At 67.7% G+C, this 16,926-nt stretch carries 15 protein-coding genes; 5 read left to right on the top strand and 10 right to left on the bottom strand.

What is annotated here, in order from left to right; all coding sequences use genetic code 11:
- From D893_RS10735 to D893_RS10765, 7 genes are all read right to left on the bottom strand, one after another.
- On the bottom strand, positions 1–581 hold a 581-nt coding region (locus tag D893_RS10735), incomplete at its 3' end, for a radical SAM protein (RefSeq protein ID WP_146220550.1).
- Positions 574–1,509 (bottom strand): molecular chaperone TorD family protein, encoded by a 936-nt coding sequence (locus D893_RS10740; protein ID WP_018946171.1) that lies wholly within the window; start codon positions 1,507–1,509, stop codon positions 574–576. The genes D893_RS10740 and D893_RS10735, both read right to left, overlap by 8 nt.
- Before the next feature lie 87 nt (positions 1,510–1,596).
- Positions 1,597–2,808: an NrfD/PsrC family molybdoenzyme membrane anchor subunit gene (gene nrfD, locus D893_RS10745; RefSeq protein ID WP_018946172.1), complete on the bottom strand. Its 1,212-nt coding sequence runs from the start codon at positions 2,806–2,808 to the stop codon at positions 1,597–1,599.
- A gap of 12 nt (positions 2,809–2,820) precedes the next feature.
- Positions 2,821–3,567 carry a 4Fe-4S dicluster domain-containing protein gene (locus D893_RS10750; protein WP_341853163.1) on the bottom strand — a complete coding sequence of 249 codons (747 nt, stop codon included), beginning with the start codon at positions 3,565–3,567 and terminating at the stop codon, positions 2,821–2,823.
- A 34-nt stretch (positions 3,568–3,601) separates the two neighbouring features.
- Positions 3,602–6,142 (bottom strand): molybdopterin-dependent oxidoreductase, encoded by a 2,541-nt coding sequence (locus D893_RS10755; RefSeq protein ID WP_110619783.1) that lies wholly within the window; start codon positions 6,140–6,142, stop codon positions 3,602–3,604.
- Positions 6,139–7,398 carry a 4Fe-4S binding protein gene (locus tag D893_RS10760; RefSeq protein ID WP_110619784.1) on the bottom strand — a complete coding sequence of 420 codons (1,260 nt, stop codon included), beginning with the start codon at positions 7,396–7,398 and terminating at the stop codon, positions 6,139–6,141. Before D893_RS10760 ends, D893_RS10755 begins: the two co-directional genes overlap by 4 nt.
- 305 nt (positions 7,399–7,703) lie before the next feature.
- Entirely contained in the window at positions 7,704–8,693 is a 990-nt protein-coding gene (locus tag D893_RS10765) for an MBL fold metallo-hydrolase (protein WP_110619785.1), read from the bottom strand.
- A gap of 360 nt (positions 8,694–9,053) precedes the next feature.
- On the opposite strand from D893_RS10765, the gene D893_RS10770 reads away from it, so the two are divergent.
- The 5 genes from D893_RS10770 to D893_RS10790 all read left to right on the top strand — a co-directional run bounded on the left by D893_RS10770 (position 9,054) and on the right by D893_RS10790 (position 13,684).
- On the top strand, positions 9,054–9,530 hold the full coding sequence (locus tag D893_RS10770; protein WP_110619786.1) for an FKBP-type peptidyl-prolyl cis-trans isomerase: 477 nt from the start codon (positions 9,054–9,056) through the stop codon (positions 9,528–9,530).
- Positions 9,531–9,615: 85 nt separating this feature from the next.
- Positions 9,616–10,491, top strand: a complete 876-nt coding sequence (locus tag D893_RS10775; protein ID WP_246863914.1) for a PhnD/SsuA/transferrin family substrate-binding protein — start codon at positions 9,616–9,618, stop codon at positions 10,489–10,491.
- Complete coding sequence (locus D893_RS10780; RefSeq protein WP_110619787.1) at positions 10,475–12,022, top strand: HAMP domain-containing sensor histidine kinase; 1,548 nt, start codon at positions 10,475–10,477, stop codon at positions 12,020–12,022. The genes D893_RS10775 and D893_RS10780 overlap by 17 nt, the downstream gene beginning before the upstream one ends.
- Positions 12,019–13,428, top strand: a complete 1,410-nt coding sequence (locus tag D893_RS10785) for a sigma-54 dependent transcriptional regulator (protein ID WP_110619788.1) — start codon at positions 12,019–12,021, stop codon at positions 13,426–13,428. The genes D893_RS10780 and D893_RS10785 overlap by 4 nt, the downstream gene beginning before the upstream one ends.
- Positions 13,429–13,477: 49 nt before the next feature.
- Positions 13,478–13,684 (top strand): hypothetical protein, encoded by a 207-nt coding sequence (locus tag D893_RS10790; RefSeq protein ID WP_110619789.1) that lies wholly within the window; start codon positions 13,478–13,480, stop codon positions 13,682–13,684.
- A gap of 31 nt (positions 13,685–13,715) precedes the next feature.
- On the opposite strand, the gene D893_RS10795 is transcribed toward D893_RS10790, so the two are convergent.
- From D893_RS10795 to D893_RS10805, 3 genes are read right to left on the bottom strand one after another with little or no spacing between them, the layout of a single operon-like run.
- Complete coding sequence (locus tag D893_RS10795; RefSeq protein WP_110619790.1) at positions 13,716–15,050, bottom strand: diguanylate cyclase; 1,335 nt, start codon at positions 15,048–15,050, stop codon at positions 13,716–13,718.
- Positions 15,047–16,540, bottom strand: a complete 1,494-nt coding sequence (kaiC, locus tag D893_RS10800) for a circadian clock protein KaiC (RefSeq protein WP_110619791.1) — start codon at positions 16,538–16,540, stop codon at positions 15,047–15,049. The genes D893_RS10795 and kaiC overlap by 4 nt, the downstream gene beginning before the upstream one ends.
- Positions 16,537–16,836, bottom strand: a complete 300-nt coding sequence (locus D893_RS10805) for a circadian clock KaiB family protein (RefSeq protein ID WP_018946184.1) — start codon at positions 16,834–16,836, stop codon at positions 16,537–16,539. Before D893_RS10805 ends, kaiC begins: the two co-directional genes overlap by 4 nt.
- Positions 16,837–16,926: the final 90 nt, after the last annotated feature.

Here is a 16,926-nt window from a genome sequence, read left to right on the forward strand (position 1 = left end):
CGCAGGGTGAAACCGTGCTCGATGCAGAAGTCGACCATGTCGCCGACCTCAGTATCGTTGATGCCGCCCATCACCACCATGTTGATCTTGATCGGGTCGAGCCCGGCGCGCTTCGCCGCCATCAGCCCGTCCAGCACCTTCTCCAGCTTGCCGCCGGTCACGTCCTTGAAGACCTCCGCGCGCAGGGTGTCCAGGCTCACGTTGATGCGCCCGACCCCGCCCGCGGCCAGCGCGTCGGCGTGCTTCGCCAGACGCACCGCATTGGTGGACAGCGAGATGTCGTCGATGCCCGGCAGGGCGTTCAGCCGCGCCGCCAGATCCGGGAGGCCGTGACGCACCAGCGGTTCGCCGCCGGTCAGGCGCACCCGCCGGGTGCCAAGGCGCCCGAAGGCCGCCATCACCCGCTCGATCTCGTCGAAGGTCAGCCAGTGCTCGGGCACTTCGAAGTCGCGAAAGCCCTCCGGCATGCAGTAAAAGCAGCGCAGGTCGCAGCGGTCGGTGACCGACACGCGTACGTATTCGATGCGCCTCCCGTGCCGGTCGACCAGACCCCGATCGCCGTTCCTGGATTGGTCAGACATGCTTGCTCACCGCCGCCGGCAATTCCACCGTGGTTTCCGACAGTCCCATCTCGCCGGCACGACAATCCGGACAGGCCTCCAGGTGTTCGGTCTCCAGCCCGCGCGCCTGCAGCTGCTGCAGCATGAACACCATGTCGCGGCCCATGGCGAATTCCTTGCCGCACACCCGGCAGGCGGCCGGGGCCTCCAGCGAGCGCTCGGGCGCCATGCGCGCGTCCAGTGCCTCTTCCAGCGACGGCCTGGCGGCGGTTTCGGCGTGCACTTCGGGAGCCAGGGCCTCCAGGTAGACCACGTCGGCCTCCAGCACGTCGCGGGTCACCCGCCCCAGCTGGCGCCAGGCTTCCGCGGTCGGGAGGTGCGTTACCGCCTCGTCCAGCTGTTCCAGCCATCTGGGGAACCACGACAGCATCAGCTGACGCACGAAATAGCGCGCATCACCGGCGATCGCGGCGCATTCCTCCCGGTCCTCCGTCTCCGCGGCCTTCGCATGCAGGAAAGCGACGAACTGGAGTTGCAGGGCCAGGTGATCCGGAAGATCGCGGAATTCGCGGTCCCGGGTCAGGCCGTGGCGCTGGTAAAAACGTTCCATCTCCACCGTGCTCTGCCCCATCAGGGCCCCGTCGAGCTGGATGCCGGCATTCAGAGGAGCCGGAAACGGAGGAGCCAGGAACAGTCGGCTGTAGACGCGCAGCAGGCCGCCCTCGGCGTCCGCGGTGGACCGCAGTGCCGACGCCAGGGCGTCCAGTGCCCCGGCTGCGGGGACTCCGGTCGCTTCCCGCAGGGCTTCGAGATCCGGAACCAGGTCGTCCCGCAGGGCATTCGCCCGCTCGGATTCCTTCGGCGTCAGGAACGCCTGCCCGAGGCAGAGCAGGGTCTCGCCGAAGGGGACCAGGAAATCGGTTTCGGTTTGCGTTGCTTCAAGGTTCATTTTCGCTCCTTGTATACAAAAACGGGCCGGAGGCGTACCCCGGCCCGTCCCTGTGGCCGTGCCACATTCACGCGGATGGCCGGCCGCTCAAGAGCGTGCTTCGGCCGTGGCTTCGGGTTCGGCTTCGGCCTCGCCCGGCTCTGCCTGCGGCATGTCGCTCAGGTTGAACAGCCGCTCGCCCAGGGCATACAGGGCGAAGACCAGGGCGATACCCATGACGGTCAGCACCCATTCCGTCGGCGACGGCACGTAGGCCACCAGGTCACGCTCCCAGGTGCCCTTGAACAGCGGGACCACCTGACCGCCAACCACGAAGTACAGGCGCTCGATGAACATGCCCACCAGCACCAGCACGGCGGCCAGCATCTGGATCGCCGGCGACTGGCGCAGGCCGCGTGCCAGCAACAGCACGAACGGCAGCAGGATGCCGCCCCACACGCCGAGATGGAACCAGCCCGAAGCCAGCAGGTAGTCCGCCCACACGACGTTCACTTCGGTCGCATTGGCATACAGCCCGGTGGTCAGACGCGCCAGGAACATCACCAGGGTGATGAACAGCAGGATCAGGAACAGCCGCGGCAGCGGGCCTTCCATGTCCATGCGCAGCGCCTTCGGCATGCGTTCGGTATTCATGCCGTAGCTCAGGTAGGTGAAGAACACCAGCGCGGCGACACCGGTCAGCGCGGCGGTGGCGTAGAACCACACCGGCAGGGTCGGGTCGTACCAGAACGGACGCATGCTCATCATGCCGAACACCAGCGCCAGCGTCCCGGCGGCCAGCACCACGGCGATGAAACCCGCGATTCCGACCTGACGGCTGAGCTTGCTGCTCCAGTCGCCGCGTTCCATGCGCTGGAACTTCCACAGCAGGAAGATCAGATCCGCCAGATAGAACACGCCCATCCAGAACATGGCCGACTCGACCTGCAGGTTCAGCGGGATGGCCCACAACATGCGGAAGGTGTGACCGATCTCCATGGCCAGCACCGCAAGCCCGGCGACCAGGGTGATGATCGCCAGCCAGATGGCCCGCTTCACCAGCGGGTAGTACTGCTTGAACCCGAACACCATGGCCAGCGCGGCCAGCAGCGTGAGCCCCGAGGACATCAGGGCGAAGTACACGTAGGTGGAAATGGGCAGACCCCACGCCACGTTCGCATCCATGTTGAATGCGGCGTGACCCTGGGTCATCAGCATGAAGCCGGAAAAGACGAACGCGATGATCGCGATCGCCGCTCCGACGTAGAGCATCGGCGTGAACAACGCCGGATTGCCCGATTGGTTGTCTTGCGCAGTCATGAATCGTCTCCCTTACGACTTGGGCTGGAACGCGGGGATGCCCGCGCCGGCGCCGAGGTAGTAGACCTGCGGGCGGTTGCCGGTGTGGTCCTTCAGGCGAATGCCGTTCTTGTTCCCGATCAGCTTGTTGACATTGCTGGCGGGATTGTCGAGATCGCCAAAGAACCGGGCCTTGGGCGGGCAGGTCCGCACACAGGCCGGAACGTAATCGACCAGCTCGGGATCATCCTCGTCGAGGTCCGGGACCCCTTCGGGGGCTTCCTTCACGCGGTGGTAGCAGAAGGTGCACTTGGACACGACGCCCTTGGGCTGCACGCCGATGCCACGGCGATAGTCGGTATCCGGGCTCTGCCCCGGCGGATCCCACAGCTGCCCGCCGCTGCCGGCAAAGACCTCCTTGAGATCCGGCTCCACCAGCGGCTTTTCATCCGCAAAGAACCGCACGCCGTAGGGGCAGGCGATCATGCAGTACTTGCAGCCGATGCACTTGTCCCAGTCGATGAACACGATGCCGCCCGCATCGTGGTCCTTGTAGGTGGCCCGGGTCGGGCAGACATGCACGCAGGACGGGTCCTCGCACTGCATGCAGGGCCGTGGCAGCCACTTCATCTGACCACTGGGATACTCCCCTTCGGTGTAGTACAGAACGTCCTGCCAGCTCTCGCCCGGCAGGGTGTCGTTCTCCATGTCACAGGCCGTGGTACAGGCCTGGCAGCCCGTACATTTATCGAGGTCAATGACCATTCCCCATTTCGCCATTCTCTAGTCTCCTCTTGCGTTCCGGACCGCGCGCTCAGACGCGCTCGACATCGACCCGGCCGGTGTAATAGGCCGCCAGGCCCGAGATCGGGTCCGAGACGTTTTCGGTCATTTCGTTGGGGTTACCCGGTGCGGTGGCACGCTCCTGGGCCTCGGCCCAGCGCCCCTGGGCCCAGTGCCCGTGCTCGTAGGGCAGGATGATGGTGTCCGGACGGTTCTGCGGCATCAGGCGCACGTAGGCCTCGATACTGCCGAGATCCGCCGTGATCCGGACCCGGTCGCCGTCCTTGATGCCGCGCTCGCGCGCCGTCTGCGGGTGCATCTCCACGTAACAGCGATCGTTGCCGCCAACGCTGGGCTGCATCAGGGCCGTGGCCTGCGGGATATTCCCGCTGCGACCCTCGGCGGTCATCGGGGTCTTGGGCGTGACGAAGTGCAGGTCCCGATTGCCGCCCGTGTATTCCGGATCCAGCCACTGCGGGAAACCGACCCGGTCCCGGCTCACGTTCAGATGCTGGGTGATGTAGTCGACCTCAGCGCGCAGGTAGGAGGAATCGAACTCGAACTTGCCCGATTCGGTGGGCATGAGCTTTTCCCTGACCTCTTCCTCGGTCATCTCGATGTTGTAGCCCTCGCCATCCCACTCGTAGAACACGCCACGGTGCTGCTTCCAGTGGTAGGGCTTCTTGTACCAGACCCCCTGCTCTTTCCAGGCCTCCCAGCCGTCGACGCCGTTGTCGCCGGGATCATCCTCGAATCCGCGGGCAAGGTGCTTCAGCAGGTTCTCGACGTTATCCACCTGACGGTAGTAGTCGCTGGTGGGCCCCTTAATCCGCTTGCCGATCTCGATCATCATGTTGCCGAACTCGGTGGTGTCGTAGATCGGCTCCACCGCCGGCACGCGCAGCGCGGTCATCGGCCAGCCCTCGAACGGATAGGTCGGCGAGTCCTGCAGGCGCTCGAGGTAGGTCGATTCGGGCAGCACGATGTCGGCGAACTTCGCGGTCTCGCCGGGATACGGCGAGGTGTCCACCACGAAGATCTCGCTCATCATCTTTTCCCACTCCGGCGCATCCGGTGCGGTCCAGATGGGATTGGTGGTGTAGAACATCGCCATCTTCAGCTTGTAGGGGTCGCCGGCGTTATGGTTCTTCGCGACCTCCTGCATCATGGTCCCGGCGAACGGCCAGCGCTCGGTGCCGGCCATGTCGATGCGGTCGTACCGGCCGTCCATGTCCTCGGCAATGTCGTCCATGTAGTCGTCCGCATCGGCCGGCCCGGAGGCGTAGGACGGGCCCATCTGGTAGAACAGCCCGCCCTCGGCGAACATCGAGCCCGACAGCGCGTTCAGCGCATGGATCGCCATGCCGTTATAGACCCCGTTGGTGTGCGCGGTGGGGCCGCGCTCGAAGATCGCCATGGCCGGGCGCGTGGAACCGAATTCCACCGCCGTCCGGCGGATGTCGTCCGCGTCAACGCCAGTGATCCCGGCCGCCCATTCCGGCGTGCGGTCCTTGAGCTCGGCGTTCCACCAGTCGGCGAGCCCCCGGGTCCAGACCTCCTCGAAGCGCTCCGCGTCCACGGTGGAGCCGGTGGAGAAGCGGTTCTCGCCGTCGTCGAAGTCCCCCACGAACTCGCGATCCCACAGCCCTTCGGTGAGGATCACGTGGGCCATGGCCAGGGCCAGGGCCCCGTCGGTGCCGGGTTTGGTCATCAGGTAGCGGTCCGATGCCGCCATGGTGGGGTTCATGCGCACGTCCACCGTGGTGACCCGGGTCTTCGGGCTCTTGGTGCGCATGTGACCCCAGACCTGCATCAGGTAGTTGTACGGGCGGAAGGCCTCGAGAAAGCCCGCGCCGAAGATCAGCAGGTAGTTGGTGTTCTTGTAGTCGTAGGAGTTGTACGACACGTTGCCTTCCAGTGCGCCCTTGGCGTGTTTGGAACCTTCCGCGCAGATGGAGGCATGACCAATGGCCGCGTTGGGGGTGCCCACCAGCTTGCCCCAGTCGCCATACAGGCCCGCGTCCGAGGGCCCCCAGCCGCGACCGTACAGATGCGCAATCTTGTGAGCCTCGCCATTCTCGCGCAGTTCGTTGATCCGCCCGGCGATCTCGTCGTAGGCCTCGTCCCAGGAGATGGGCTCCCATCCCGGATCCTCGTCCCGACCCTTGTTCGGGTTGGTCCGGCGCATGGGCTGCTTGAAGCGGTCCGGGTCGTAGAGGAAGTACGTTCCCAGATGCCCCTTCGGGCACAGCTTGCCATTGGCGATCGGATTGCCCGGGTCGCCGTAGATGCTCGTCACCCGCCGGTTACCGGTGGACGGGTCTTCATGGGTGTAGACATTGATGCCGCAGCGGGCCGGACACTGGTGGCAGATGTTCTTGGTCATCTGCAGGTCCTTCCAGCTGCCGTTGGAGGCCGCGGCCGCATTCGACGGTGCAGCCCCGCCCGCCCCGGCCGCGGAAAAGCCGGTCAGCTTGGCCATGCCGGCGGCGCCGAACGCCGCGGCCCCGGTTGCCCCGGAGGTCTGCAGAAACCGCCTCCGCGTGAACATGCTCTCGAGGATATTCTTCATATCGGACTCTCACTCCCTCTCGTCTTCGCATCGGCGCTGGCCGCATCGCGACTCGCCTGTTGTACCCGGGCACCGCAGCCATCGGGCGCCCGGGAATCGGGGGCCTGCCCGAAGAGCAGCTCGTAACCACCCCCCGCGAGCAGGCCGTATTTCTTGTCGCAGGACGGACAGAAACGTCCTTCGCCGCCCGCGAACGGTCTCCGGCATTCCGGACAACGGCGGAATGCATGCCGGGTCAGTTCTCCCGACTGCCCCCCTTCGGGGTACGAGGTGAGCGCGCGCTCGGGACATACGCGCACGCACAATTCGCAACCGATGCAGTCCTCCGGGCGGAACTGCAGGCCGCTGCTTCCCTCCGCGTCGAAGCTGTCCAGCGCGCCGGTGGGACACAGCGAGGCGCACACCCGCTGGTTGCAGCAGGCGTCCTGGTCCACGGTCAGTCCGGGGCGCTGGCTGGCCGGGAGCGTTTCATCGAAACGCTCGAGCGCGCGCACCATGCGCTGGCGCGGGGGCGCGGGGATGCGGTCACGCAGCGGGCGCGACGGGCCCTCGCCTTCGGCCTCAATGGGTGTGTCATTCAGCGCCCCGGCGACCTCGCCGGCCATGCGCCGGAACAGGCCGCGACGGCTTATCCCCGCCATCGCCGAACGCGAAGGCGGCCCCTCGCCGCGGGCGCGGTCAGTCGGCAACGGGTCCGCTTCAAAGCGCGGCAGCAGGGAGTCCACCGCGTCCGCCGCCTCCAGCGCCGCTTCCGCGGCCTCCACCGCGGCCCCGGCCGGTCGCTCGCAACCGCCGGCCGGGCACTCCCGGCACCAGCCACGATCGAGCACCACCACCGGCCCGTCACGCAGGCTGGTCAGCTCGGCCACGGTGCCCGCGTCCAGACCGCCGGTACACGGCACGCGCAGGGCCCCGTCGGGCGAGGCCTGCTCCGGGACCCGCCAGCAGTCCACATACAGGGGTTCATCCCGCCGGGGGGGCAGGTCCTGCAGCGCTTCGGTACGCGGAAAATCGGCCGCACGCAGCGCTCCGGTGGGACAGGCCGCCGCGCAGCGACCGCAGCGCAGGCAATGCGCATCCAGCGTCAGCCGGCCCTTCGCGGCCGCCAGCGCATCCACGGGGCAGGCTCGTGCGCATGCGTCACAGCGCGACAGCGGCGAACGCGCGGGCAGGCAGTCTTCCGCCAGAAACGCCAGCTCCGGGATCTCCGGATGCAGACGACGAAAGCGGATCGGGACGGATGCATCGGACGCCATGCACACTCCTGGCCGGTGGATTAAGGACCCGCGAAATCCGGGCTCTCCGCCGCTGGAGCAATGCGCGTGCCGGTGATCGGAAACCGCGTCATGGCGCGACTCCGGGGCCCACCGGGGAAACCGGCGTTACCGGTCGGTGACATCCGCCGGGGACCCGCGACCGAGGGTGTTACCGTTCGGTGACGCTCGCCGCACCGGCCACAAAAAAGCCCCGGCACCGTCTCCGGTACCGGGGCTCGGGGCCCGGGGCCTGCACCCCCGACCGACCGGAGGTGCTCCGGCTTCACGCCGGCCTTTCCATCGATCTATTCCATGAAGAGATAGGTGCGGTTGACGTTGGTGCGATGCCAGTCGCCGAAATGTTCCAGGTGTTCGAACTGCGGGGCATCACCGAGGTCGTCCACCGCCTCCTGCAGCGAGGCCCAGTCTTCCAGCGCCTGTTCCACGCCACTGATTACGAACCGCAGGTAGTCCCCGGTTTCGGCGGTCACGAGGTCCATGCCCGCGACGTCCCCGTGGCCGGGCACCACGGCGGCCGGTGCCTTCTCTTCCAGCTTTTCCACCGCGGTCAGCCAGGCCACCGGATCGCTCCACGGATGGATACCCAGCATGCGGTCGAGATAGACCATGTCTCCGGAGAAGAAGACATCGGTCTGCGGCAGATACACCACCGCGTCGCCGGGGAAATGGGCATCCGCCCAGAACTCCAGATGGAATTCGGTGCCGCCGATCTTCAGCTCGTGGCGGTCACCTTCCAGTGGCTCGTCGGTCACCACGGCCTCGGTACCCTCGAAACGGTCTTCGAGGATCCCCGACATGCGTTCGATGTGGTCGTCGGCAAAATCCCTGCGGGTCTCGGCCGTACGTTCCAGGGTGATCAGCTCGGCCCCCTGCTCGCGGAAATAGCCATCGGCCATCCAGCGGTGATCCTGCGAACCGATGCCGATGACATGCGTGACCGGCTGATCGGTGACTTCGCCGATCGCGGCCTCCAGCATCTCGCCAAAGGCGTACGACGGACCGGAGTCGATCAGCACCACCCCCTCGTCGGTCACCACGAAGCCCAGATTCATGGTCAGCCCGAGGTTGTCGTAGCTGCGCCCGTCGATGGAGCCGATGATCGCGTACACGTCTTCCGCCACGCGCACCGGCTGCAGTTCGTCCACCCGTTCCAGGTCGCTGGTGCGGGCATCACTCAGGCGCTCGTCTTCCGCGGGGATCTCCACGCCGGCCGTCGCCGTGCCGCCCATCGCCAGGGCCAGACACCCCGTCGCCAGCCAGTTACTCAGTTTCATGTTGGTTTCTCTCCTCGTTTGCATCACCGCCGGTCACGGGCCCCCTGCCCGGCATCCGGATTCTGCAGGGACGGGCAACCCCGTTGCGCCATTCCCCGAACCGGCGCGCACCGCCCATGTTACAGGTCCGTAACGGACCGCGCCCCGTTTCCGGCCGGGCCGCATGCCGGCGGGAAACGGACACCCATGAAAGGTCTTCATGTATCTGATTTAAAACACCCGAACAACTTTTGGCATCCTGTTTGCAGGGAAGTCCAACGAAGCGTGCTCCTCCTGTGGGCCTTGTCGGGGGTCCGCACAGCGCTGCGGACCCTGACCTTTTTGCTTCCTGAATCATTTTCCATGGCCCGGACCCGAAACATGCCGAACCCTGATGCCGTTACCGGCCGGACTCTGCGTTCCGGCGATACCGTACAGCTTCGCTATCGCCTGCTGGGCAAACCCGAACTCCCTCTGGAGATGGCGGGTCTGGATCGCGAGGAACACGAAACCCGTTTCCGTATGGACTGCGATCCGGCACCACTGCCGGGACTGGAACGAGCCCTGGTGGGACTGGCACCGGGACAAACCCGCCACGTGGACATCCCCCCGGGGCAGGCCTTTGGCGAACGCCGTCCGGAGCTGGTGTTCGAGGCGGTACGCGACAACCTGCCCGCCGATGTCGAGCTGGTACCGGGCCGGCCGCTGTACACCGGCGATCCGTCGGGGCAGCGCGCGTGGCAGCTGCGGGTGGTGGAACGCACCGAACGCGGGGCCATGCTCGACGGCAACCATCCGCTGGCCGGGCATACCCTGCGGGTGGAGGCCACGGTCGTCTCCATCGAGGCGGTCGACTGAACCGCGAAAGACCTGCCGTGTACAGCCCGCCCCGTCCCGGGCGAGAATGAAAGCCGGTGGGTCTGCGAGGCCAATGAGGCGGGTGATGGCCGTGGGGACAATCCTGGATCGACGCGGTTTTCTGGGGCTGGTGCTGGGCGCGGCGGCGGGCAGCCTGCTGGCCGACGACGGCGCCGGCGTCGACTCCGAACGCCCGCTGTATTTCGGACTGACGCCGGTGTTCCTCGACCACCGCGTGGCGCTGCTGCGGCGCTGGCGCGGGTTTCTCGAAAACCGGCTGGTACGGCCGGTGCGCTTCATCCAGCGCGGCAGTTATGCGGAGATCGTCGAGCTCCTGCGCCAGGGCGATCTGGACGTGGCCTGGCTGTGCGGCTACCCCTTCGTGCAGGAAGAGGCCTGGCTGGATCTGCTGGTGGCCCCGGTGTACGCCGGGCAGCCGTTGTACCGCTCCTACCTGATCGTCCCCCAATCCGACCGGGAGACCTCCACGATCACCGACCTGCAGGGCGGCTTCTTCGCCTACAGTGATCCGGATTCGCTGTCCGGTTACCACCTGCCGCGGCATGCCATCTTTGCCACCGGCGCCGACCCCGATGCCTATTTTGCCCGCACGGTGATGTCGTGGACGCATCGCAATGCCGTCGAGGCAGTCGCCGACCAGCTGGTCGACGGAGCCGCGGTGGACGGCTATGTATGGGACATGCTGCAACGCCACGAACCCGGAGTGACCGACCGCACCCGCATCGTGTCGCGCTCGCGTTTTCACGGATTCCCGCCGATCGTGGCGCGCGACGGTCTCCCCGCGGAGGACGCCCGGCACTGTCGCGAGGTCCTGGGGGCGATGGACGCGCACGACGAAGGCCGGGAAATCCTCGCGGCCCTGGGGCTGGACGGCTTCGCCCCGGTCGACCCCGCCCTGTACGACAGCGTTCGCCGGATCGCCGATGAAATGGCTTCCTGACTGGCTGGCCCCCGCCAACCTGAGTCTGCGCTACAAGATTCCGGCGCGGGCCACCGCGCTGATGCTGATCACCGCCATCGCCCTGACCAGCGCGATCGTCACGCGGGTCTACGATGAACTGCGCGAAGACCTGTTCGTCAACGCCGAAATCCTCGGCGGCGTACTGGGCGAGACCGTGGTCGAGCCCATGCGCAACGACGACGTCTGGCGGGCCTATGAGATCATCCGTGCACCACTGGCGGCCGGCGACAACGGAGCGGACAAGCTCCTGCTGGTGGACGACCGCCAGCGCGTGTTCGTCTCCAGCCAGCCCGGCGAAACGCGCATGCTGGCCGCGGTGGACGGCGAAGCCGTATCGCCGTCTCCGGTGGCCGAGGCCATCGCCGACATGAACCGCACGACCACCCGCGGCGACGACGCCGGGCAGCCCGCCCCTGCCCCGCGGCGCCTGGTCGAGGACGAGCACTATTACATGCTCCATCCGGTCATGGCCGATGGCGTGATACTCGGCACCCTGGTGCTTCGCTACCCGCGCGACATCCACTGGCCGCGCTTCGTGGGGATGCTCGAACGCGCTGCCACCGTCACCCTGCTGGTACTGCTGGCGCTGCTCCCGCTGAGCTGGTGGTGGGGACGGCGCATGGCGCGCCCGCTCACCACTCTGGCCGACTGCATGCGCCGGGTCGGGGACCGGATCCCGGAGGAACCCGAGTGCCGCCTGCGTGAATCCAGCGACGAGGTCGGTCAGCTGTCACGCCGGCTGCGCGAGATGCTGACCGAACTGCGGGAGAAGGAGGCGCTGGAGAAACAGGTCATGGCCTCCGAGCGCCTGGCCGCGGTCGGCCGCCTGACCGGCGGCATCGCGCACGAGATCAACAATCCGCTGGGCGGGATGCTCAACGCGATCAGCACGCAGAAGCGCCACGGCACCACCGACGAGCGTACCGCACGCACCCTGGACCTGCTCGAACGGGGCCTGCTGCAGATCCGCGACACGGTCTCGGCGCTGCTGGTGGAAGCGCGCCCCGATCGCCAGCCCCTGACCCCGTCCGACCTCGACGACGTCCGCACCCTGGTCCTGCCCAACCTGCAGCGGCGGGATGCCCGTCTGGACTGGGACGGCGGGCTGGACGAATCCGTGCCCCTCCCGGCTGCCCTGGTCCGCCAGACCCTGATCAACCTGCTGCTGAACGCCAGCCAGGCGGTGGAAAGCGGTGGTTTTGTCCGCTGCCGCATCCGCACCGACGCCGAGGGCCTTTCCCTGCAGGTCGCCAACAGCGGGCGCCACATCCCGCGCGCGCGTCTGGCCCATCTGTTCGAACCGGACGCCGCGCCCGGGACGGAAGGTAGCGAGGAGGCCTCCGGACGCGGCATCGGCCTGTGGATGACCTGGCAGATCGTCACCCAGCTGAAGGGATCCATCGACGTCGACAGCCGCCCCGGCTGGACCGAATTCCGCGTGCGTCTGCCCTGGACCGAGGGCCTGGACCCTGACGTGTCACCCATCCGCGACGAGCCCCGTGAACCATGACCGACACCGTCTGCCGCATCCTGCTGGTCGAGGACGACCCCATCATGGGGGAATCCCTCAACGACCGTTTCCAGCTGGAAGGTTTCGAGGTCGTCTGGTGCGCCAGCGCCGGCGAAGCCCGCGCAACCCTGGAGCGACAGCCACGCTTCCAGCTGATGGTCAGCGACATCCGCCTCCCCGACCTGCCCGGCGACGTCCTGTTTGCCCGGCTGCAGGAAACCCTCGCTCAGGACACCCCCCGCACCCTGTTCATCACCGGCTACGGCTCGGTCGAGAGCGCGGTCGACCTGCTCAAGCGCGGCGCCGCCGACTACATCACCAAGCCGTTCGATCTGGATCACCTGATCGACCAGATCCGGGATCTGTGCGCCGAGGAGCTCGCTCGACTGCAGGCCGCCGAGTCCATGGAATCCGCGGCCAGCAGCACGCTGGGGCGCTCGCAGCCGATGCGCCACATGGCCACCATGCTGCCCCGGGTCGCCGAGCGCGCCACCACGGTCCTGGTGACCGGGGAGTCCGGAGCCGGCAAGGAATTTGTCGCCCGGGCCCTGCACGAGGCCGGCCCCGACCCCGACAGCCCGTTCGTGGCCGTCAACTGCGCCGCCCTGCCGGAAAGCCTGCTGGAGGCCGAGCTCTTCGGCCACGAAAAGGGCGCCTTCACCGGCGCCACGCGAGCGCGCCGCGGGGTCTTCGAGCAGGCCGACGGCGGGACCCTGTTCCTCGACGAGATCGGCGACATGTCGCTGCCCATGCAGGCCAAGCTGTTGCGCGCGGTGCAGGAGCGCACGATCACGCCTCTGGGATCCGAGACCCCCCGCCCGGTACGGCTGCGGCTGGTGTGTGCCACCCACCGCAACCTGCGCGAAAACGTCGACCGCGGCGATTTCCGCGAAGACCTGTATTACCGCATCAATGTCGTGCACCTGCGCATCCCGCCGCTGCGCGAACGGCGCGAGGACATCCTGTGGCTGGCACACCAGACCCTCGCCGATCTGGCCGCGCGGGAAGGCGCTGCCCCGCGCCGCCTGACGCCCGCCGCCGAACAGGCGCTGCTGGAACATCCCTGGCCGGGGAACGTGCGCGAACTGCGACACTGCCTGGAACGCGCCACCATCTTTTCCGCCGGCGCGGTCCTCGACGAGCCCGACCTGTGCGATCCGGCGGATCCGCAGAACCCGCGAGCCGGGAACGCCGGCACCCCGGAGGAGAACGCCGCGGAAACGGTTCCGGCATCCGCCCCGCCCCTGGCCGACTACCTGCAGGCCCAGGAAGCCGCCTACATCCGCCAGGCCCTGGAGCACCACGAATGGCAGATCGCCCGGACCGCGCAACACCTGGGGATCAGCCGCAAGAACCTGTGGGAGAAGATGCGCCGGCACGGGCTGCAGCCGCCCCATGCGGAATAAACCGGACGCGCCACCGTCAACATCTCAGGGGCAACACCGGAGGGACCTCATGCGACACGCTCACACCACGATCACCGCCGCTGGCGCCGCCGCGCTTGGCCTGATGCTCGCCGGGGCCGCCCCCGCGATCGCCGAAACCGACCGCTGGATGGGCGAACCGGTGGCCGTCGGGATGACGGCCGGCACTACGCCGACAACCGTCGCGCGCGACGAGGAACGCGACCGCCGGATCCCCGACGAGTCCTGCCCGGCCTGACGGCACCCGGCCGGCGCCGGGCATCACGGGGTCAGCTGCAGTCCGCCGGCCAGCCTGCGAATGGCGTCGCCGGCGGGGGTTCTCCGGCATGGTCCGCGAACGCAAACAGCCCGCGCCCGCGATCCTTGGCACGGTACATGGCCTGATCGGCTGCATGGATCAGGGTGTCGCCGTCGCGCCCGTTTTCCGGGTAAACGGCAATGCCCACGCTGGATCCGATGTGGATCTCGTGATCGCGCACGTAAAACGGAGCCTGCAGTGCGTCGATGACCTTCTGGGCCACGATTCCCGCATCGGCCTCGCGCCGGATGTCCCGCACCAGCACGATGAACTCGTCCCCGCCCAGCCGCGCGACCAGGTCGCTCTCGCGCACGGTCTCGCGCAGGCGTGCGGCCACGGCCTGCAGGATCTCGTCCCCCACCGCGTGGCCCAGAGCGTCGTTGACGGGCTTGAAATGGTCAAGATCCACGAACAGTACGGACACGACATCGCCATGACGCCGCGCCTGCCCCAGCGCCAGATCGAGATGCTGATGGAAGGCGGTGCGGTTCGGCAGGTCGGTCAGCGGATCGGCGTGCGCCAGGTGGTCGAGGCGCTGCTGGGCCTCCTTCCAGCGGGTGATGTCCTCGAAGGTCACGATGAAATGGGTCGGCTGCCCCATCTCGCCGCGAACCGCGATCACCGTGGTCCAGGTGTAGCAGGGTCCGCCGTCACGGCGGCGCTTGACCAGCTCGCCTTCCCAGCGGCCGGCGCTGCGCACCGCGGCCTCGATGGTTTCCAGCAGCTCCGGGTCCTGGTATTCCGAATCCAGCAGTTCGCCCATCGGCCGGCCGTGCACCTCGCCGGGCTGGTACCCGGTGATGGACATGAAGGCGGGGTTCACCTTCAGCACACGCTGCCCCGCATCGGTGATCAGCAGCCCCTCGGAGGCGTTCTCGAATACCTGGGCCGCCAGGCGCAGCTCGTCTTCCATGGCCTTGCGCTCGGTGACATCGCGCAGGATCGCCAGGCTGGCGTCATCCCCGTCCCAGCTCAGGGCGGTCACGTGCATCTCGGCGACGCGCGGGGCCTCGCCGGGAGGCAGCACGTCGATCTCGGTGCGTCCGGGAGCCGTCGGGAAACCGAACCCGGTGCCCCTAAGGGCCTGCAGGTCGCGCCCGAACAGCCGGCTGGCGGCCGGGTTGGCATACCGCAGCACGCCCGCCGAGTCCACCACGATGATGGCATCGGCGGAGGCCTCGAGGATCGCCCGCAGGCCATCGCCCGACGGACCCGAACCGGCGAAGTCGCCGCCCCCGTCACCCGCCCACAGCACGGCGCCGGGCACTGCGGCCGGGGGCATCGAAAGGTCCGGATTCGGCATCATGTGTCCTCGTCTCCTTGCTGCACATGCACGGGATGCCCTTCGAGGATGCCCTCCACGCCGCTGAAGCGCTGGCCGATATGCATACCGCGATCGTCGATGTTGAAGCACCGGATCCCGGCGTCATGCCCCGCGCCGCGCATCTTCAGCACGGCCAGGCCGCGATGGACCCGCCCGCGCATCTCGACATAGCGCAGGACGATGATGGAATCGGTCAGGGTGGAGATGTGCGCCTCGGTCACCGAGGCGCCGCCCATCAGCGACGGCGTGGAAGCGGTGAACAGCCCCGCAATCTGACGCTCCTTGATGAACGAGGTCAGGCTGATCACGAACTCGCGGAACCCGCGCGGGCTGGCCACGCGCTCCAGCGCGGTCAGGCTGTCGAGGGCGACCCGGTCCGGGCGGAAGCGGTCGATCTCCTCCTTGATCCGGACCAGGTGGTCCTCCAGTCCGGCGGCCTCGGGGTAGTCGCAGCGGATTGTCAGATCCCCGGCCTCCTCCGCCGGCGCATAGTCCACGTTCCACCCGCGCGCGTTACGCATCAGCTGTTCGCGGCTTTCCTCGAAGGCGAACAGCATGCAGCGTTCGCCGGCGGCCAGTCCGCCCGCGGTGAACTCCGTCGCCATCAGGGTCTTGCCGGTACCGGTGGCACCGGACACCAGCACGATCGAGTCGCGGTAGAAACCGCCGCCGCACATCCGGTCCAGCTCGTCGTTGCCGGAGGTCGTGCGCACGTCGGTGGAATGCTGGGTCAGCTCCATCGCCGACAGCGGGATGGCGATCAGCCCGCCCTCCGGCAGGATGGTGAACGGGTACTCGCCCTTCTGGTGCTGCGTCCCGCGAAACTTGAGGATCTCCAGCGTGCGCCGCCGGGTTTCGTTCTCCAGGATGTTGCGCAGGATCACCACGTTGTCGGCGACGAACTCCTCGACCCCGTGACGGGCAACGGGGCCGTATTCGGTCTCGCGTTCGGCCGTCATGATGGCCGTCACCCCCAGGGCCTTCAGCCGCGAGGCGATGCGGAACAGGTCACGGCGCACCTGGCGCGTGTCGGGGAAGCGCGAGAACATGGCCCCCAGGGAGTCGATCGCCAGACGGCGGGCCCCGCTGCGCTCCACCGCATGCTCGATGCGCGCCACCAGGGCCCCGAGATCGTAGCTGCCGGCCTCCACCGTCTCCTCGTCCGGATCCGGCGACACGTCCACGAAGGTCCAGCGCCCGTCGGCTTCCCAGTCCGCCATCGACCAGCCGAAGGCGCCGAAATTGCGCCGCAGGTCCGCGGGCGCCTCCTCGCAGGTCACGAACACGCCGGGTGTGTCGTCGCGCTGGATACCGGCAGCCAGGAACTGGCCGGCAAACACGGTCTTGGCACTGCCCGGCGTACCGGCAACCAGCGTGGTGCGCCCCTCGGGCAGACCGCCCCGGGCAATCGCGTCGAAACCCGGGATCCCGGTGGCCAGCTTGTCGATCCCCGGCAGTGCGTCCGCGCTCATTGCAGGGACTCCCGCTGCCCGGGTGACACCAGCTCCAGCCCGTGCAGCACTTCGTCGCGGTCGGAGAGATCGCCGATGATGCGGCGGATCGGGGGAGGCAGCTCACGGATCAGGGTGGGAGTGGCGACGATGCGCTCGTTCTCGCCGCGCTCGGGATTTTCGAGCACGTCGATCACCTCGATCCGATAGCGTCCCTGGAGTTCCTCTTCACAGATGGCCTGCAGATTGGCCAGTGCCCGTGCGGACCGGGCCGTCTGCCCCGTCACGTACAGGCGGAGCAGGTATTCCTGCGCCACGTATCCTCCCCGGACGGCGATTGCGCCCTTGTCTCGAGCTGGGAATTATCCGGAAGCCTCCGGCCATGCGTCAACGCAACCCGGTCCGGG

The organism is Thioalkalivibrio sp. ALE21, from assembly GCF_003208255.1.
GTDB lineage: Bacteria > Pseudomonadota > Gammaproteobacteria > Ectothiorhodospirales > Ectothiorhodospiraceae > Thioalkalivibrio > Thioalkalivibrio halophilus.